The organism is Pseudomonas sp. 1L-C-7-B-C1, from assembly GCF_057291635.1.
Window position 1 is genome coordinate 516,647 of record NZ_JBXAWH010000001.1, and the last position, 17,659, is coordinate 534,305.

Here is a 17,659-nt window from a genome sequence, read left to right on the forward strand (position 1 = left end):
GGCCTGAATCGCAGGCCGGTTGACGACTATGGCCCCTGTAGGCGTGAGCGTGCTCGCAATATCGGTATATCAGCAACTCAACCGTTACTGATACACGGTTATCGCGAGCAAGCTCATTCCTACAGGGGTTGTGCTTTCACGAGATGCATCACCGATGACAAGCTCCGACGCCTCCAAGCCCCAGCGCAACTCCCCACGTAAGAAAGCCAAACCTGCCCAACAGGCCAAGCCTGCCGCGCCGCGTGAGAAAGCCACCCTGCACCCGCGCAACCGCCACCAGGGCCATTACGACTTTCCGCGCCTGATCAAAAGCAGCCCCGAACTGGGCAAGTTCGTGATCCTCAATCCCTATGGAAAGGAAAGCATCGACTTCGCCAACCCGGCTGCCGTGCGAGTGTTTAATCGCGCGTTGCTCAAGGCGTTCTACGGCATTGCCCATTGGGATATCCCCGCGGACTACCTATGCCCGCCAATCCCTGGGCGCGCCGATTATCTGCACTTTCTGGCGGACCTCCTGGCGGCGCGCAACGACGGCGTCATTCCTCGCGGCGCATCCGTTACAGCGCTGGACATTGGCACGGGCGCCAACTGCATTTACCCACTGATCGGTCAGGGCGAATATGGCTGGTCGTTTCTGGGCTCGGACATCGACAAGATCGCCCTCGCCTCGGCGGCGACCATCGTCAAAGCGAACGGCTTGAGCAAGAGCATCGGCTTCCGGGAGCAGACCAACCCTAAACACATCCTGACCCACCTGCTGCAGCCCGATGAGCGCTTCGACATCAGTGTGTGTAACCCGCCTTTCCACGCCTCGGCTGAGGAAGCGTTAAGCGGCAGCCAGCGCAAATGGCGAGCCCTTGGCAAGGCAGACCCCAAACGCAAATTGCCGGTGCTGAATTTCGGCGGCCAGGCGGCGGAGCTGTGGTGCGAGGGTGGCGAGGCACGGTTTGTGACGCAATTGATCAGCGAAAGCGCTCAGGTCGGGCGGCAGGTGCTGTGGTTCAGTACGCTGGTGTCCAAGGCTTCGAACCTGCCGCTGATCCAGAGCGCGTTGAAAAAAACCGGTGCCGTTGAGAGCCATACAGTGGAGATGGGCCAGGGTCAGAAACAGAGCCGCTTCGTGGCCTGGACCTTTCACGACACAGCCCGTCAGCAAGCCTGGCGGGAACAGCGCTGGACCGCGCGCAAGCCCTGAGCCCCAAACGGTAGTGTCATTACTGTCAGTAGACGGCCAACACCCTCGTTCATAAGCTGACTCCTCGTTGCGTGCCCCGGCACAAGGAGGTCAGCCATGCGCGTCTTAGCCTGCGTTATCTGCATGATGATGGTCTGGAGCTGCCCGTCGTGGGCAGTTGAGTTGAAGGCAAACCTTGATCCGGTCGAAACGGTCAGGCGCATCAACGCCAGTTACAACCGCATCGAAAACCAGTGCAAAGAGCCGGACACCGGCGCCGCCCGGGGCCATTACTACTGCAGCGGCATCACGTTGCGCATGGTCAATGACGGCAACTTCAATCCCTGGGATTACAGTCCCTACGCCCTGCAAACCGGGGCAACGTCCTACACCTGGATACGCCGAGACCTGAGCACAACAGTGCTCGTGCATCCCGCCGGCTTCATTCTCAGGACGCCAACGGACGGGCTCGCGCTCCAGCTCCCGGTCAAGCAGGAGGGCTGGACCTGTATTTACACCTTCGATGGCTACACCGGACCGGATCGCAAGTGGTACGGCTGCGGGCCCTTCAACGACGCGACGTTCGTTCCCCCTTCCCAGCCCACTGCGGAGAACAAGAACGCTCAATGGGCCTACGGCACCTGCGCCGATCAGAACGTCAACACGGCCGAGCAGTGGAAACAGAAATATCAGGGCGGTGCCCGACAACCGATTCAGACGACACAGTGCTCATGGAACGCCGAAGTGCCTGCGCAGTGGGACGCGATGATCCAGGCCCACGAAGCCAGAGTGACCACCACCAACGCCGACCCTTATTCGCGCAAGGACTTCTTCAACGAATTCATGCTCAAGAATGCCGCCGGCGGCAGCGACATCATGGATGACATCGATGCGTTTATTTACCAAGGTAAAAGCGCTTTCAACTACCCCGTCCGAGGCGACAACGGCAAAGCCGCGGTGCAGCAGGACGGCCTGGCCAATGCGCGCACCTTCCAACGAAAACTCTATGGGCAAGGCTACGCAGTACCTATCCTGAAAGTCGATTTCACACGGGCGCCGGAGCAACGATTCACCTATAGCGCCGCCGATCAAGGGGTTTCGCTTAACCTCAACAGCAACATAAGCGCGAAATTCATCGCAAAGAGCAACTGGGAACAGCGCCTGGACCCAGGCACCGGGAAAACAGAGTGGACCCTGAATGTCGTGCTGACGGAGCTCGGGAAAAAAGTACAAGCGAGTCAGCAGCAAGAGGTCTATCAGGAGCTGTACGACTTGCGCGGTTCAGACCCGCAGTGGCGGGACGAAGAAACAGACGCGGGCAGCATGAAGCAACAAATCGCCTGCATCGTGCGCAACTATCCGCAACGCGCTGACTGGAACCTGGAGCCCTTCCGCCCGGTGGTTTCCGAGGCAGCGGCCAAAGCGGCCGGGTGCAACCCTTTCAAGAAATAGCGGGCACAAAAAAACCGTGTCCGGATCACTCCGTCACACGGTTCCTCATCCAAGCAGCGTTTTCGCTTACTTGTTGACCGAGTCAGTCAGCACTTTGGCGGGTACGAACTTGACCACTTTCTTGGCAGCGATTTCGATGGCTGCGCCAGTCGAAGGGTTGCGGCCGGTGCGTGCTGGACGCTCGGTGACTTTCAGTTTGCCGATGCCTGGCAGAGTGATTTCACTGCCGTTTTCCAGTTGGTCAGCGACGATTTGACCCAATTGGTCGAGAGCGTTGCGCGCGGTGGTTTTAGGCGCGTCGATTGCTTCTGCGATATCGGCGATCAATTGGTCTTTAGTCAGAGCCATGGTGGTGTTCCTTCCCTATCAAATTCGAATGGTTTGCAGAGTGTGGTACAGACGCGAAATGTAGATACTGTAAACGGCCTTTGGTTCGGCCGAACGCCCACAAACTGCACGCCTGGCGCGCTTGGGCGCTCAGGACCGGGCAAAACTAGCACAGCGCAACGCAAATATCCGCCCCTACCTACCCATTTGGTCAGCTTTATCGCCCGAGAGGCGTAAAAAAGTCATATTAATGGGCGCAGGTCAGCGTTTTCGGCCCTTCCAGAGCGTTCCAAGGCCCGTCTGCGGTACACTTGCCGACTTTCGCACGGGCCTGGTCTGGTCCCGTTCAGTTTCCCTTCAGCAGCCGAGAAATCCATGCCGATCCGTCACGCCATCGTCCACCTGATCGACAAAAAACCCGACGGCACGCCCGCCGTGCTCCACGCCCGGGACTCCGAACTTGCCGAGTCGCAGGCCATCGAGAACATGCTGGCAGACCTCAACGAAAGCTATAACGCCAAGCAGGGCAAGGCCTGGGGGCTGTTTCATGCCGAGTCCGGCGCGCACCCGTTCAGTGGCTGGCTGAAGGAGTATCTCGATCAGGGCAAGGATTTCACCCAGTTCAGCCGCACTGCGGTCGAGCATCTGCAGAAGCTGATGGAAGAGTCGAACCTGTCGGTCGGTGGCCACGTGCTGTTTGCGCACTACCAGCAGGGCATGACCGAATACCTGGCGATCGCGCTGCTGCACCACAGCGAAGGCGTAGCGGTGAACGAGGCATTGGACGTGACGCCCTCCCGGCATCTGGACCTGGGCCAACTGCACCTCGCGGCCCGCATCAACATTTCCGAGTGGCAGAACAACAAGGCGTCCAAGCAGTACATCTCGTTCATCAAGGGCAAGAACGGCAAGAAGGTGTCCGAGTACTTCCGCGACTTCATCGGCTGCCAGGAAGGTGTCGACGGACCGGGCGAGACACGCACCCTGCTCAAGGCCTTCAGTGACTTCGTCGAGAGCGAAGACCTGCCGGAAGAATCCACCCGGGAGAAGACCAAGGCGCTAGTCGACTACGCCAGCAGCCAGAGCAAAATGGGCGAGCCCATCGCCCTGGAAGAATTGTCAGGCCTGATCGACGAGGACCGCCCGCGGGCCTTCTACGATCACATCCGCAACAAGGATTACGGCCTGTCGCCCGAGATCCCGGCCGATAAGCGCACGCTTAATCAGTTCCGCCGCTTCACCGGCCGCGCAGAAGGTCTGTCGATCAGCTTTGAGGCGCACCTGCTGGGCGACAAGATCGAGTACGACGAGGAGAAAGGCACGCTGATCATCAAGGGGCTGCCCACTCAGTTGACCGATCAACTTAAACGCCGCTGATCCCTGCCGAGGAGCCAAGACCCGAATGTTCGTTCGTACCCTGAAGAAATTCTTGCTCATCATGCTGGTGGTAGTCGTTTACCAGAACTGGGGCAAGATCGAAAACCTGGTCCACCCCTCCTCCACTTTATCGGAGCATGCGCAGGCCAACGCGCAGGTGACGTTGTACGCCACCGACTGGTGCGGCTACTGCAAACAGACCCGGCGTTTTCTCGACAGCCAAGGCATCCGCTATACCGAGTTCGATATCGAGAAAGACGCCGCCGGACGCAAAGCCTATGAGGCCCTGGGTGGCCGCGGCATTCCCCTGATCGACGTGAATGGCACGTTGATCAGGGGGTTTAGCGAAGAGCAGATTCTCGCTGCGCTGAAGTGACACCTGACGCTTGGCTGCTGGTGGGTCACACCGGATTGCAACCCGCCGCCTCGGCTTTCTCTTCAGAGAGATCGGGGCGGAACGGCTCAAGATTGAATTCATCTTTGTTGCGCGCAATGCTGAAGTGGCACACCAACTGACGACGCATGCCACCGCCATCATTTTGTTTCCATTGAAAATCGTTTTTATACTTGCGGACCAGTTCGGCATACACCGCGTCAGAGCCTGAAGAACCCGTTTGCTTCCTGCCCAATTCGGTCAGCACGACCGACAGTGACCACTCCTCTTCTCCCGTGCCCGGGTCAGGGCGTAACGCCCATGTGGCGGACTGGATATAGCGATCGATTGTCTTGCCCGATTCGGAGACGGCCTGATCATCGGCGTCGCAGGCAAACGTTGCATCTTTAGACGGGGAGTCCGGAAGTGTCATTGCGATAATCGGCACCCAGATACCCGTTTGTGAGTAATAACGTTGTTGATCAAACCGGGCATCGTCCTTGCCGCCCCCAGGTTCGGGCAAATAGAAAAAAGCCTGAATCGGCAAGTCTTTATCAGGCGTTTCAGCACTCCAGGTATCCAGCCGGAGTTCATTCTGTTTATTGAACGACGTCTTTCCCATTTCACGCATGGCGCTCAGACTTGCATTGAAGTTGTCAGTTGCGTGCCGGTCCAGTGGATCGCGAACATCAAAGCCGCACTCATTGCGGTTATCGCCCTTGGTCTGCGTCTTGTACTGCTCTGCCCACTGGCGACCGGTCTCGATCTTTTGAGAAAAGCACTCAGCGCCTTTGCCTGGCGCGGTCGCCACCGGAGAGGAGCCGCAGCCCTTGTCGACCCGCGAATCAGTGCCGCCATCCAACGGGAACGAGCACAGCACGTTGTAGGGGCTTTTGCCAGTCGGCAGCGCCTGAATCGGAAAGAGCACGTAGCCATTGTTTTCATAGCGGACGAGGCGCGAAAACTTGGCGTCCTTACGCAGATAAGAGAACGAAGTACCGCCGCTTTTGACCGAAGCCGGGCTAGGGTCCCACGAGTTGTAGTCGTCCGATGGGATGGTGGCTCTAAAGATAACTCCGTTGCACAAAAATGCAGGTGACGAGGCTTTGCCGCAGTTTTCCCTCGTATCGTTATATTGACGTCTCAGCGCGTTGGCCGTATCGGCACAACTGGCCCCATAAACATCAGCGCATTGTATTGCAACAACAAGTAGCGATAACCCGAACGCATTGGCGTTGGCCATGACGTGTTCTCCTGTCCCTGGAAATAAGGCGTCCAATGTCACGGAATATTGAAAGACATTGGCGCCACTCAGGGACTCCAACGTTCTCCTTGACCGGACAGCTTCATTATTTAGATGAAAGAGGAGAGTAAACCGCGTGGCTTTTTTAACAACTGTCACAACTGACAGTTACGACCGTCGTGCGTTAATCCTTCAGATTGATAGGCAATTAAAACAACGCGATTATTCGGCGCCGCGATAAAGCCCGGCATTGCGCCGGGCTTATTTCCCAATCACCTAATCAAACAGCCTTGATTTGAAAACCGAAACGCGGGAAGTGCACATGCACGGTGCCTGCGCGTTCATCTTCGCGACGCAGGATGATCGCTTCGCGCCCGCTGAAAATCAGCTCGCCCGCCACTGCGTCAACGCCGTAATCCACCGCCGACACGGTGACTGGCTGGCCGACGGTAAAGCCGTTGGGGTCGGTGAAATCTTCGTCAGGGATCGCCGCCGGGGTAGCAGCACGGGCGATCTCAACGGCGTCTCCCGAACTCAATTCACTCGGCGCACCATGGCCGAACGCAATAACGCGCTCGTACCAGCTCAACACCGCCGGATAGGCATCGACGAGCGGGGACGTGACAGGGGTTTGTTTGAGGAACCACAAGGTGTGAGCCACCGAGAAGTCGGCAATCGACGGCGCACCCAGGAGGAAGTCACCGTTGCGCTCAAGCTGGGTTTCCAGACGCGCCATCAGCGTCGGCCATTGATGCTGCGCCACTTCGAGCGGCACGCGATTGGCGCTGCCGCCATCGAACAACGTCGCACGGTCGGCAACGAATGCCTTCACGGCCTCAGGCGGGACTTTGGCGAAACGCACAGCAAGGGATGCCGGCTGAAACACCAGGCTGACCGCATGCAGGAACAGCACCGAATCCGCCCACGCCGCGAGGCTCGCCGCCGTGAACCCCTGACCTTCGGGATAGAACGTGGGAGACGATTTTTCCTGCTCAAGACGCCGGGCGATCAACGCGGTGTCGCAGTAGATGTCGGCGCCAACTTGCAGAACCGGGGTTTTGCGATAGCCGCCGGTGAGGGGCATGAGGTCGGGCTTGGGCATGATCGACGGGATGTTGACCGAGCGCCATGACAGGCCTTTGAAGCCCAGCATCAGGCGGGCTTTCTCGGCAAAAAGTGACGTTGGATAGTGATGAAGAATCAACTCAGACATGCTTCGGGCCATCCGCAGGGATAAAGCCCCAGCTTAGCCTCCTGCGCGCTTATGGCATACCCGCTCGGTCTGATGGCGCGGCATCACTCGGCTGGATGTAGCTGGCGGCGAGGTATTCCTTGGCGCTTTTACGCAGCTTTTTGATCAGGCGCTCCTGCCGCAAGGCGTCGCCCTTGTCGCGGCAGGCCTCCACATACACCAGCGCCATTGCCTGGCTCGAGCTGAAAAAGCGCGCGCCTTTGCCGGTTTGATGTTGGGCGAATCGGCGCTGCGGATCATTGCTGATGCCGCAGTACAAAGAACCGTTGGCCGCGCGCACCAAGTACACGAACCAGCATTTAGCCACAGGTTCTGCGGGAGTCTGGACAGGCACACGAGGTTTCCGAAAGGTTTGGCGGAGGGTACACAGGAAGTTTCTTACCGTCGACCTTCCCGGAATGGACGCCAACCAACAACGGCAAGGGCCACGAACCTACGCACTCAATCCAACAACGCCTTATCCAAAATGCGCGTTGCCTACAGAATTGCCCCATCCGAGATCAGTAAGCTCATCACTCATTCCAAGGACGGAGCCATTCGACATGTTCAAGGCATTATCTATCACCGGCACCCTCGCCGCAGTTGCATTCACGATCGGTTCGGTGCAAGCCAGCGAGGGGGAAAACACCGCGAGGGCGATGACTCGCCAGTACCACGACACACGAGAATCATGCGGAGCGCAGTCGCCAGCGTTCGTCTGCTCGGGCATTTTCCTGCGCTCCACTCGGCCCTCACCCGCTTACCATTCGTGGGAACACAGCCCAATCTCAAAAGCCAAGGGAGGGGTAGCGTTCTCCTTCCTCCGGGCCGACGCTCCCATCAGCAATCTGGCGGAGGATGCACGCAGTGGCTATAGCCTGGCGCCGGTCAGCAACCGGCCAGCGGATACTCTGCAATACAGGGTCCTGTGTGCGTTTCCTACCGATGGCGACAGCTGGACCCGTGACCAGGGAGGCTGCGGCGACAACCAACAGACCGCGCAGGTGGAAACCTTCTGCCACGAGCAAGGCATTCGAAGCGCCGAGGACTGGATCGTCAACTACCAGCGCACCCCCGGAAACCCGGCGGAGCGCTATTTCAGCCAATGTGCGTTCGACATGCACACATCCCGTGACGGAGCTGCAGCGCGCGAGTTTATGGAGAACCTCAAAGCGATGCGTTTACTCAACGGCGAGCCTTTCCCGTGGAACGAAATGTTGATCCAGGCCTGGGACGAGACGCAAAGTAACGGCGTGCCCATTCAGTCGTTTTTCTATATCAGGGGGATGCCAAGCGGCCTGGAGCAGGCCCGATATGACCAGACGGATTACCACACAACCGTTGGACGCATCGTCCCGATCATCGAGATCGGTCTGCCACGCGATGAGACGCAAAACGCCACGTTCATTTATCGCAGTTCGGATCAGGCCGTGAGTGAGCCGCAGTAAGCAAATCAAACCCGCCAGGTTATTGCGCCTGGCGGAATTTACTCAGCCCTTCAGCTGCCTGACGACGAACCTTTGCGCGCAGCAACGGCGTCCACCCCAGCAACAGGCCCATCGTGCCCAGCGCCTGACGCGACCAGCGCCATAGATCAAACTGATCGTGGTGCTCGCAGATCTTGCCGTCGCGAAACACAAACCGCGCCTGAATGTCGTTGACCACCGTGCGGCCGGTCTGGCTGAACAGGTAGGTCGCGACCCAGTGCGCCGCGCCAGTTGTGGCATCGGCACGAACTTGATCGAACACCACCGAAAAGTCACGGGCCCGGGAGGTCAGCATGCGCCACATGTCGCCGGCATCCCTCCCGTGCAACTCGCCAAACACCGGGTCGGAGAACACCACGTCCTCGCTGTAGCACGCAGCCATCGCCTCGGCGTCGAGGCGGCTGAACGCCTCGTAGAAGCGCGTGATCACCGCGCTGTTGTGTTCGCTGGTAAAGGTCTCGCTCATGGGAACGCCGTCCATGGATATAGGATGCCTGCACGATAAGCGGCCCCACCGCGTTTTGCCACGGGCATTCGCATCACAAATGCTTCCCCTCAGACTTTCTCGCTGGTCACGCCCACGTACAGCGCACGCCCGGCGCCCAGACCCGCGATGATCGCGGCGATGCCGATGATGCCGAAGATCCAGCCCACCGAGTCCCAGTTTCCGGTCCAGTCATGCACGACGCCGACCGCGAAAGGTCCGAGCGACGCCAGGGTGTAGCCGAAGCCTTGGGCCATGCTCGACAGGTTGGCGGCGACATGGGAGTCCCGCGAGCGCAACACGATCAGGGTCAATGCCAGGCTGAACGTGCCGCCCTGCCCCACGCCGAGCACCACGGCCCAGCCCCACAACTGTTCAAGTGGCGCATACAGGCAGCCGAACAGACCGGCCAGTGTCAGCAGCATCACCAGCACAATGGCGATGCGCTGATCCTTGCCGCGAGTGGCCAGCCACGGCGCGGTCAGCGAGCTGACCAATTGCACCATGATCGAACCGGACAACAGCAGGCCGGCGTCAACGGCAGTCAGTCCTCGCCCGATGAGGATCGACGGCAGCCAGCCGAACACGATGTAGGCCAGTGACGATTGCAGGCCCATATAAAGGGTGACTTGCCAGGCCAGAGGATCGCGGCGCAAACCGCGTACCCGATAAGCCACCTGATGCTGGCCATGACGTTGACGCGTCTGCGGCCACCAAAAGATTGCAGCAAGAATTGCCGGGGCGATCCAGAAACCCAGGCCCAGTGTCCAGTCGCGGCCGTCGCCGTTACCCAGCGCCTCGCTCAACGGAACCGTGGAGCCGGCCGCAACGGCGGCGCCCAGGCACAGCGCCATGGTGTAAACGCCCGTCATGGCACCGGCCTGCCTGGCGAAGTCACGTTTGACGATGCCGGGAAGCAGAACCCCGATAATGCCGATGCTGGCGCCAGCCATTATGCTGCCGGCGAACAGACCGAACTCGCCCAACGAACTGCGCAGAATGATGCCGCAGGCCAAGGTCAGCAGAATGCCGAGTACCACGCGCTCACTGCCGAATCGCCGCGCAAGGATCGGCGCAAGGGGCGCGAACAGGCCCAGGCACAACACCGGCAGCGTGGTCAGCAATCCGGCCGTGGCCGCAGAAAGTCCCAGGCTTCGTGACACCTCACTCAACAACGGCGCCATGCTCGACAACGCCGGACGCAGATTCAGCGCCACCAGTACCAGGCCTAATAACAGGAACCACGGGCGCTTGAGCACAGGATGTTGCTGCTGCACTTGCTCGTCATCCGCTTCCGCGTCGATCAGCAGTTTGTCAATTTCATGGGGAGTCGAAGCATTGGAACGGGAACTGCTCGCCGTCGGCGCCTTGGTCGTCATGGGATTCTCGTGGGGGCAGGAGGATGTAACAGCGCATTGCGCAAAGGAGTAATCCTGTTGGAGATCGGCAGAGAACACAAGTTTTACGAGGATTGGGTACAGTTTTGCGGCGGAGTACGCGCCCGCTCCTCATATGATGACGTCCGTCTTCGCGAGCAAGCTTGCTCCCATAAAGTAAAAACCCGGGCACTAGGCCCGGGCTCTTTGTGTTGCGGCTGCTGACTCAGTGCAGGATCTGGCTGAGGAACAGCCGTGTACGGTCGCTTTGCGGATTATCGAAGAAGTCGTTCGGCGCGGCTTGTTCGACGATCTCGCCTTTGTCCATGAAGATCACGCGGTTGGCGACGGTCCGGGCGAAACCCATTTCGTGAGTCACGCAGAGCATGGTCATGCCCTCTTCCGCCAGGCCGACCATGGTGTCGAGCACCTCTTTCACCATTTCCGGATCGAGGGCCGAGGTCGGCTCGTCGAACAGCATGATCTTCGGCTTCATGCACAGCGCGCGGGCAATCGCCACACGCTGTTGCTGACCGCCGGAGAGCTGGCCCGGATATTTATGCGCCTGCTCGGGAATACGCACGCGCTCCAAATAATGCATGGCGATTTCTTCGGCCTTGCGCTTGGGCATCTTGCGCACCCACATCGGCGCCAGCGTGCAGTTCTGCAGGATGGTCAGGTGCGGGAACAGGTTGAAGTGCTGAAACACCATGCCGACTTCGCGACGAATCGTCTCGATCTGCTTCAGGTCCGAAGTCAGCTCGGTGCCATCGACCACGATGCGACCCTGCTGGTGCTCCTCCAGACGGTTGAGGCAACGGATGGTCGTCGACTTGCCCGAACCCGACGGGCCGCACAACACAATGCGCTCGCCCTGACGCACGTTCAGGTTGATGTCTTTCAACACGTGGAACTGGCCGTACCACTTGTGTACGCCTTCCATCCGGATCATGCCTTCGGCGCCCAGAGGCTTACTGATAGCTTCACTCATCACAAAACTCCTAACGCTTGTGGCCTGTGTCCAACTTACGCTCCAAATGCATGGAGTAGCGGGACATGCCGAAACAGAAGATCCAGAACACCAGGGCCGCGAACACGTAACCCTCGGTCGCCATGCCGAGCCACTTGGGGTCGGCGGCAGCTTGTTTAACGCTGTTGAGGAGATCGAACAGGCCGATGATGATCACAAGGCTGGTGTCCTTGAACAACGCGATCACGGTGTTGACCAGACCCGGAATGACCATCTTCAAGGCCTGCGGGAGAATGACCAGGCCCATGCGGCGCCAGTAGCCGAGGCCCATGGCCGCAGCCGCTTCGTACTGACCCTTGGGAATGGCCTGCATGCCGCCTCGAACCACCTCGGCCACGTACGCCGACTGGAACAGGATCACGCCGATCAGGGCACGCAGCAATTTGTCGAAGTTCATGCCTTCAGGCAGGAACAGCGGCAGCATCACCGACGACATGAACAGCACCGTGATCAAAGGAACGCCCCGCCAGAACTCGATGAACGTCACGCATAAGACGCGAATGGCCGGCATCTCGGAGCGACGTCCCAGTGCCAGCACCACGCCCAGCGGCAATGCGCCGGCGATACCCACCGTGGCGATCACCAGGGTCAGCATCAAGCCGCCCCACTGATTGGTGGCGACCTGGTCCAGGCCGAATACGCCGCCATGCAGCAGGAAGTAGGCGACGATCGGGTAGATGAACAGGAACGACAGGCCGTAGATCGCCTTGCGCGGCATCACTTTGATAAACAGCGGCGCAACGCCGATGATCGCCAGCCAGACGGTCAGATCAACCCGCCAGCGCAGCGCCTGCGGGTAATAGCCGTACATGAACTGGCCGAAGCGCTGTTCAATGAACACCCAGCAGGCGCCCGCCTTTGTGCAGTCTTCGCGCGTGGTGCCGACCCAGTTGGCATCGAAGATGGCCCAACTCAGCAACGGTGGAACAACCAGCCAGATCAGGTAGACCGCGAACAGGGTCAACAGCGTGTTGATCCAGCTCGAGAACAGGTTCTGGCGCATCCATGCCACGGGGCCGAAGACTTTGCTCGGCGGTGGCATGTCGGGTTTGAAAGTATGGGATGTCATGCGCGTTTCCTCACCGCTCGATCAGCGCAATGCGCTTGTTGTACCAGTTCATCAGCAGGGAAATGCTGATACTGATCGCCAGGTACACGCTCATGGTGATGGCAATGACTTCGATGGCCTGGCCGGTCTGGTTGAGCACGGTACCGGCGAACAGCGAAACCATTTCCGGGTAACCGATACCGGCGGCCAGCGACGAGTTCTTCGCCAGGTTCAAGTATTGGCTGGTCAATGGCGGGATGATCACCCGCAGCGCCTGGGGAATGATGACCTTACGCAGCGTCGGCCCTGGACGCAGGCCCAGCGAACGTGCCGCTTCGGTCTGGCCGTGACTCACCGACTTGATGCCCGAGCGTACGATCTCGGCGATAAACGCCGCCGTATAAACCGTCAGGGCCAACGTCAGCGCCAGCAGTTCAGGGATCAGTACCCAGCCGCCGACAAAGTTGAAGCCTTTCAGTTCAGGGACCTCCCAATGCACCGGTGCACCGAAGATCAGCGCGCAGAGCGCCGGGATCACGATGAACAGCGCAAGGCCTGCCCAGAACTTGTGGAACGGTACGCCCGTGGCTTCGAAGCGCTTGTTCGCCCAACGCGTCATGAACACGATGGCAACAATGGCCAGCACCATGCTGATCACGAACGGCCATGCCGCATCGGTGGCAATCGCTGCCGGCATGTTCAGGCCACGGCTGCTGACAAAGAATGAGCCGAGAAAGCCATGGGCGGCCCGCGGCCCTGGCAGGGTCAGGAACACCGCGAAATACCAGAACAGGATCTGCAGCAGCGGCGGAATGTTACGGAAGACTTCAACGTAAACCGTCGCCAGCTTGTTGATGATCCAGTTGTTGGACAGACGCGCGACGCCGACGATGAAGCCCAGCAGGGTCGCAAGGACCACGCCGATGAATGTCACCAGCAGCGTGTTGAGCAAACCGATCAGGAAAACCCGCGCGTAGGTGTCCGACTCCGTGAACGGAATCAGGTGCTGCGCGATGCCGAAGCCGGCACTGTTTTCGAGGAAACCGAAACCTGAGGTGATACCCCGGTGTTGCAGGTTGGTCTGGGTGTTATCGAACAGATACCAACCCATCGCGACTACGGCGACAACCGTAATTATCTGAAATAGCCACGCACGCACTTTAGGATCGCTGAGGCTGAGCCTCTGCTTGGGTGCGCTGATTTGATTTTGCATGGAGTGCCCCGGAAGAAATGCAACAAAGCGCCCGGCTGCAATTCACGCAGCCGGGCGCAGGTCAATCAACGCACAGGTGGTGCGTATTGAATGCCGCCAGCGTTCCACAGAGCGTTCTGACCGCGAGCGATCTCCAGAGGAGTGGCTGCGCCCAGGTTCTTCTCGAAGATTTCGCCGTAGTTACCGACTTGCTTGACGATCTGCACGACCCAGTCTTTCTTCAGCTTGAGCTGCGGACCGTAATCGCCGTCGGCACCCAGCAAGCGGGCCACGTCAGGGTTCTTGGTGGACTTGGCTTCGGCTTCAACGTTTTTCGACGTCACGCCAGCTTCTTCCGCGTTCAGCAAGGCGTAGCCCACCCAGCGAACAACGGTGGTCCAATCTTCATCGCCACGGGCGACAACAGGGCCCAGCGGTTCTTTGGAAATGGTTTCAGGCAGAACGACGTAATCCTTCGGCGAGGCCAGCTTGGAGCGCTGTGCGTACAGCTGGGATTTGTCGGAAGTCAGTACGTCGCAACGACCGGATTCCAGCGATTTGGCGCTTTCGTCGGAGGTGTCGAACGTGATCGGGGTGTACTTGAGGTTGTTGGCGCGGAAGTAGTCCGACACGTTCAGCTCAGTGGTGGTACCGGCTTGAATACAGATGGTCGCGCCGTCCAGTTCCTTGGCACTTTTCACGCCCAGCTTGCTGTTGGCCAGGAAGCCGACGCCGTCGTAATAAGTGACGAAGCCCGGGAAGACCAGACCCATGCTCGCATCACGGGAGCTGGTCCAGGTGGTGTTACGCGACAGGATGTCGATTTCGCCGGACTGCAGCGCGGTGAAGCGCTCTTTGGCGTTCAGCTGGCTGAACTTGACCTTGGTCGCGTCGCCAAACACCGCGGCAGCAACAGCGCGGCAGAAGTCGGCGTCGATGCCCTGGATCTTGCCGCTTGCGTCCGGAACCGAGAAACCTGGCAGACCGTCACTGACGCCGCACTGAATAAAGCCCTTCTTCTGAATGGCGTCCAGCTTGGCACCCGCTTGAGCGAACCCGGTCAGGCCGAGCGCTGCAGCAGCGGCCACTACAGCCAGGGTGGATTTCAACATCTTCATTCAAACCTCCAGTTTGCTCTTTGTTGTGTAGGAGCCTTAGCCCCGTCGCACCCTTGTGAGGCATTCATGACCCGTGCTGGCTTGTTTTTGGGTCATGCGACGTTGAACCCGTTTACCGCCACCGGCGCCAGGCATCTGGTCATCCCGTGTTCGGCCTGTTGCGAGTCCTGCAGACTGAAGCCCCATGATGTCCTTGAACCCCGAGGTTCAAAGCGAATCGTGCCGGGAATCCTGCTCGATGATTCCTTGCTGCCCCTGACGCAACACTCGGCTGTCTGCTTGATAGCCTATTAGTGTTACCGCACGGGGTGAGCGCCTTCACTCCGCGGGTTGTGTAGCAAAGCCCGTACCACCATGCTGGCAATGTCGAATTAGCGACAGGTCAAGATCAAAACTTGTAACCTTGCGACATCTTTCCTACATCCGCACACGACCCGACGCACCGCCTTAAAGCGCTGCGCCAGAGGCGTCGCACACTAATGGAGCACACATGACTGAACCGTTGATCATCGAGCCGGAATTGGCAGTCGATGCCTGCGTAATCTGGCTGCACGGCCTGGGCGCTGACCGCTATGATTTTCTGCCGATCGCCGAGATGCTGCAGAAGGCGCTGAAGACCACGCGGTTCATCCTGCCCCAGGCCCCGACCCGTGCCGTCACCATCAACGGTGGCTACGCAATGCCCAGTTGGTATGACATCAAGGCCATGAGCCCGGCCCGCGCCATCGACAGCGACCAGCTGGAAGGCTCGGCGCAAGACGTCATCAAGCTGATCGAACAACAACGCGACGGCGGCATCGACCCGGCGCGAATCTTCCTCGCGGGGTTTTCCCAGGGCGGCGCCGTGGTGTTGCACACTGCCTTCCTGCGTTGGGAAGGCCCCCTCGGTGGCGTGCTCGCGCTGTCCACTTACGCACCGACATTCAGCGACGAAATGGGCCTGTCCGCCAGCCAGCAACGCATCCCGGCCTATTGCTTGCACGGCAGCAATGACCCGGTGGTGTTGCATGCCATGGGGCGAGCGGCTTACGAGCATCTGAAGGCCCAAGGCGTCACCGTGACATGGCAGGAATACCCAATGGAGCACGAAGTGTTACCGCAGGAAATTTCCGACATAGGTGTCTGGCTCGCGGATAAGCTTCGCTAGTCCACTCATTTGATCCTTCCAATTACGCTGTGGATTTGCTAGGACACTACGCCGCGCCGGGTTCTTGCTTTACACTCCCCGGCGTACATTCCTAAATCAATCGATGAGATGACCGTGCTCAAAGCACTTAAGAAGATGTTCGGAAAAAGCGAGGCTGAGCCGCTCGCGCCTGCTGCTCCCCTTCCCGTCCCCCAGCGCCAGACCGAAAGCGTCCCGCGGGAACCGTCAGCAGCAGAAGTGCACGTGCCAATGCCAGAGCATTCGGCAGCCACTGCACCGCCCGTCACTTCGCCCACCAGGGCGGAACGCCCGCGCCGCGAACGTGCACCCAAGCCTGTCGTTATTCCCTGGAAACCCGAAGACTTCGTCGTCGAACCCCAGGAAGGCAAAACCCGCTTCCACGATTTCCCCCTCGCCCCTGAATTGATGCACGCCATCCAGGACCTGGGCTTCCCGTACTGCACGCCTATCCAGGCCGGCGTTCTGGGTTACACCCTCAAAGGCCGCGATGCCATCGGCCGCGCCCAGACCGGCACTGGCAAGACCGCCGCTTTCCTGATTTCCATCATTACCCAGTTGACCCAGACGCCTCCGCCGAAGGAGCGCTACATGGGTGAGCCCCGCGCGCTGATCATTGCGCCGACCCGTGAGCTGGTGGTGCAGATCGCCAAGGACGCCGAGGCGCTGACCAAGTACACCGACCTCAACGTAATGACGTTCGTCGGCGGCATGGATTTCGACAAGCAGCTCAAGCACCTCGAAGCCCGCCACTGCGACATCCTGGTCGCCACGCCAGGTCGTCTGCTGGACTTCGCCCAGCGCGGCGAAGTGCACCTGGACATGGTCGAAGTCATGGTGCTGGACGAAGCCGACCGCATGCTCGACATGGGCTTCATTCCCCAGGTCCGCTCGATCATTCGCCAGACCCCGCACAAGGGCGAGCGCCAGACGCTGTTGTTCTCCGCCACCTTTACCGACGACGTGATGAACCTGGCCAAGCAGTGGACGACGGACCCTGCAATCGTCGAGATCGAATCGCTGAACGTCGCCAGTGACACGGTCGAGCAGCACATCTATGCCGTCGCTGGCGCCGACAAGTACAAGTTGCTGTTCAACCTGATCAATGATCACGGTTGGGAGCGGGTGATGGTGTTCGCCAACCGCAAGGATGAAGTGCGACGCATCGAAGAACGCCTCGTGCGCGACGGCATCAATGCCGCGCAGTTGTCAGGCGACGTGCCGCAGCACAAGCGCATCAAGACGCTCGAAGGCTTTCGCGAAGGCAAGATTCGCGTGCTGGTGGCCACTGACGTGGCGGGTCGCGGAATCCACATCGAAGGCATCAGCCACGTGATCAACTTCACCCTGCCGGAAGTACCGGACGACTACGTGCACCGCATCGGCCGGACCGGTCGTGCAGGCGCTGATGGCGTGTCCATCAGCTTCGCCGGTGAAGACGACTCGTATCAGTTGCCGTCGATTGAAGAGAAGCTGGGTCGCAAGATCAGCTGCGAAACGCCGCCAACCGTGTTGCTGCGGCCGGTGGTGCGTGTGCAGCGGGCGATTCCTGCGGCGGAATGACGCCACGCTGCCATGAAGG

Annotated in this window: 16 protein-coding genes and 1 pseudogene; 7 read left to right on the forward strand and 10 right to left on the reverse strand. The window is 59.5% G+C overall.

Annotated features, from left to right (window positions below; genetic code table 11):
* Window positions 1-154 precede the first annotated feature (154 nt).
* Both rlmF and AC0Z8Z_RS02345 read left to right on the forward strand, forming a co-directional pair.
* Window positions 155-1,195, forward strand: a complete 1,041-nt coding sequence (gene rlmF, locus AC0Z8Z_RS02340) for a 23S rRNA (adenine(1618)-N(6))-methyltransferase RlmF (protein ID WP_485617685.1) — start codon at window positions 155-157, stop codon at window positions 1,193-1,195.
* Window positions 1,196-1,291: 96 nt separating this feature from the next.
* Window positions 1,292-2,626, forward strand: coding sequence for a DUF2599 domain-containing protein (locus AC0Z8Z_RS02345; protein WP_485617687.1), 1,335 nt, complete (start codon window positions 1,292-1,294; stop codon window positions 2,624-2,626).
* Window positions 2,627-2,692: 66 nt separating this feature from the next.
* Here AC0Z8Z_RS02345 and AC0Z8Z_RS02350 read toward each other — a convergent pair whose 3' ends face one another.
* Window positions 2,693-2,974: an HU family DNA-binding protein gene (locus AC0Z8Z_RS02350; protein ID WP_037014905.1), complete on the reverse strand. Its 282-nt coding sequence runs from the start codon at window positions 2,972-2,974 to the stop codon at window positions 2,693-2,695.
* A gap of 354 nt (window positions 2,975-3,328) precedes the next feature.
* On the opposite strand from AC0Z8Z_RS02350, the gene yejK reads away from it, so the two are divergent.
* Window positions 3,329-4,330 carry a nucleoid-associated protein YejK gene (yejK, locus tag AC0Z8Z_RS02355; RefSeq protein WP_485617688.1) on the forward strand — a complete coding sequence of 334 codons (1,002 nt, stop codon included), beginning with the start codon at window positions 3,329-3,331 and terminating at the stop codon, window positions 4,328-4,330.
* A gap of 25 nt (window positions 4,331-4,355) precedes the next feature.
* Window positions 4,356-4,706: a glutaredoxin family protein gene (locus AC0Z8Z_RS02360; RefSeq protein ID WP_485617689.1), complete on the forward strand. Its 351-nt coding sequence runs from the start codon at window positions 4,356-4,358 to the stop codon at window positions 4,704-4,706.
* A gap of 25 nt (window positions 4,707-4,731) precedes the next feature.
* On the opposite strand, the gene AC0Z8Z_RS02365 is transcribed toward AC0Z8Z_RS02360, so the two are convergent.
* The 3 genes from AC0Z8Z_RS02365 to AC0Z8Z_RS02375 all read right to left on the reverse strand — a co-directional run bounded on the left by AC0Z8Z_RS02365 (window position 4,732) and on the right by AC0Z8Z_RS02375 (window position 7,532).
* Entirely contained in the window at window positions 4,732-5,946 is a 1,215-nt protein-coding gene (locus AC0Z8Z_RS02365) for a DUF2599 domain-containing protein (RefSeq protein ID WP_485617690.1), read from the reverse strand.
* Between the two features lie 280 nt (window positions 5,947-6,226).
* Window positions 6,227-7,159 (reverse strand): glutathione S-transferase family protein, encoded by a 933-nt coding sequence (locus AC0Z8Z_RS02370; protein ID WP_485617691.1) that lies wholly within the window; start codon window positions 7,157-7,159, stop codon window positions 6,227-6,229.
* A 49-nt stretch (window positions 7,160-7,208) separates the two neighbouring features.
* Window positions 7,209-7,532, reverse strand: coding sequence for a GIY-YIG nuclease family protein (locus tag AC0Z8Z_RS02375; protein ID WP_485617692.1), 324 nt, complete (start codon window positions 7,530-7,532; stop codon window positions 7,209-7,211).
* A 208-nt stretch (window positions 7,533-7,740) separates the two neighbouring features.
* Between AC0Z8Z_RS02375 and AC0Z8Z_RS02380 the strand changes: the two genes are divergently transcribed.
* Window positions 7,741-8,625 (forward strand): hypothetical protein, encoded by an 885-nt coding sequence (locus tag AC0Z8Z_RS02380; RefSeq protein ID WP_485617694.1) that lies wholly within the window; start codon window positions 7,741-7,743, stop codon window positions 8,623-8,625.
* A gap of 19 nt (window positions 8,626-8,644) precedes the next feature.
* On the opposite strand, the gene AC0Z8Z_RS02385 is transcribed toward AC0Z8Z_RS02380, so the two are convergent.
* The 6 genes from AC0Z8Z_RS02385 to AC0Z8Z_RS02410 form a co-directional block, all read right to left on the reverse strand.
* On the reverse strand, window positions 8,645-9,130 hold the full coding sequence (locus AC0Z8Z_RS02385) for a nuclear transport factor 2 family protein (RefSeq protein WP_485617696.1): 486 nt from the start codon (window positions 9,128-9,130) through the stop codon (window positions 8,645-8,647).
* Window positions 9,131-9,219: 89 nt separating this feature from the next.
* Entirely contained in the window at window positions 9,220-10,527 is a 1,308-nt protein-coding gene (locus AC0Z8Z_RS02390; protein ID WP_485617698.1) for a CynX/NimT family MFS transporter, read from the reverse strand.
* Between the two features lie 223 nt (window positions 10,528-10,750).
* Window positions 10,751-11,515 (reverse strand): amino acid ABC transporter ATP-binding protein, encoded by a 765-nt coding sequence (locus AC0Z8Z_RS02395; protein ID WP_037014923.1) that lies wholly within the window; start codon window positions 11,513-11,515, stop codon window positions 10,751-10,753.
* 10 nt (window positions 11,516-11,525) lie between these two features.
* Window positions 11,526-12,623: an amino acid ABC transporter permease gene (locus AC0Z8Z_RS02400; protein WP_485617700.1), complete on the reverse strand. Its 1,098-nt coding sequence runs from the start codon at window positions 12,621-12,623 to the stop codon at window positions 11,526-11,528.
* 10 nt (window positions 12,624-12,633) lie between these two features.
* Window positions 12,634-13,815, reverse strand: a complete 1,182-nt coding sequence (locus AC0Z8Z_RS02405; RefSeq protein ID WP_485617702.1) for an amino acid ABC transporter permease — start codon at window positions 13,813-13,815, stop codon at window positions 12,634-12,636.
* Window positions 13,816-13,880: 65 nt separating this feature from the next.
* A complete protein-coding gene (locus AC0Z8Z_RS02410) occupies window positions 13,881-14,912 on the reverse strand; it encodes an amino acid ABC transporter substrate-binding protein (RefSeq protein WP_172609639.1) in 1,032 nt (343 codons plus the stop codon).
* A 490-nt stretch (window positions 14,913-15,402) separates the two neighbouring features.
* Here AC0Z8Z_RS02410 and AC0Z8Z_RS02415 point away from each other — a divergent pair, with 490 nt between their 5' ends.
* Entirely contained in the window at window positions 15,403-16,059 is a 657-nt protein-coding gene (locus AC0Z8Z_RS02415; RefSeq protein ID WP_485617704.1) for an alpha/beta hydrolase, read from the forward strand.
* A 297-nt stretch (window positions 16,060-16,356) separates the two neighbouring features.
* A pseudogene (gene rhlB, locus AC0Z8Z_RS02420) lies at window positions 16,357-17,640 on the forward strand (ATP-dependent RNA helicase RhlB); the annotation flags it as partial.
* Between the last annotated feature and the right edge of the window lie 19 nt (window positions 17,641-17,659).

Excerpts from the sequence above, each read along its gene's own strand:
- AC0Z8Z_RS02395 (WP_037014923.1), bottom strand. The coding sequence starts at position 11,515 with ATGAGTGAAGCTATCAGTAAGCCTCTGGGCGCCGAAGGCATGATCCGG.
- AC0Z8Z_RS02370 (WP_485617691.1), bottom strand. The coding sequence starts at position 7,159 with ATGTCTGAGTTGATTCTTCATCACTATCCAACGTCACTTTTTGCCGAG.
- AC0Z8Z_RS02400 (WP_485617700.1), bottom strand. The coding sequence starts at position 12,623 with ATGACATCCCATACTTTCAAACCCGACATGCCACCGCCGAGCAAAGTC.
- AC0Z8Z_RS02380 (WP_485617694.1), top strand. The coding sequence starts at position 7,741 with ATGTTCAAGGCATTATCTATCACCGGCACCCTCGCCGCAGTTGCATTC.
- AC0Z8Z_RS02410 (WP_172609639.1), bottom strand. The coding sequence starts at position 14,912 with ATGAAGATGTTGAAATCCACCCTGGCTGTAGTGGCCGCTGCTGCAGCG.
- AC0Z8Z_RS02345 (WP_485617687.1), top strand. The coding sequence starts at position 1,292 with ATGCGCGTCTTAGCCTGCGTTATCTGCATGATGATGGTCTGGAGCTGC.
- rlmF (WP_485617685.1), top strand. The coding sequence starts at position 155 with ATGACAAGCTCCGACGCCTCCAAGCCCCAGCGCAACTCCCCACGTAAG.
- AC0Z8Z_RS02385 (WP_485617696.1), bottom strand. The coding sequence starts at position 9,130 with ATGAGCGAGACCTTTACCAGCGAACACAACAGCGCGGTGATCACGCGC.
- AC0Z8Z_RS02365 (WP_485617690.1), bottom strand. The coding sequence starts at position 5,946 with ATGGCCAACGCCAATGCGTTCGGGTTATCGCTACTTGTTGTTGCAATA.
- AC0Z8Z_RS02350 (WP_037014905.1), bottom strand. The coding sequence starts at position 2,974 with ATGGCTCTGACTAAAGACCAATTGATCGCCGATATCGCAGAAGCAATC.
- AC0Z8Z_RS02405 (WP_485617702.1), bottom strand. The coding sequence starts at position 13,815 with ATGCAAAATCAAATCAGCGCACCCAAGCAGAGGCTCAGCCTCAGCGAT.
- AC0Z8Z_RS02360 (WP_485617689.1), top strand. The coding sequence starts at position 4,356 with ATGTTCGTTCGTACCCTGAAGAAATTCTTGCTCATCATGCTGGTGGTA.
- AC0Z8Z_RS02390 (WP_485617698.1), bottom strand. The coding sequence starts at position 10,527 with ATGACGACCAAGGCGCCGACGGCGAGCAGTTCCCGTTCCAATGCTTCG.
- yejK (WP_485617688.1), top strand. The coding sequence starts at position 3,329 with ATGCCGATCCGTCACGCCATCGTCCACCTGATCGACAAAAAACCCGAC.
- AC0Z8Z_RS02415 (WP_485617704.1), top strand. The coding sequence starts at position 15,403 with ATGACTGAACCGTTGATCATCGAGCCGGAATTGGCAGTCGATGCCTGC.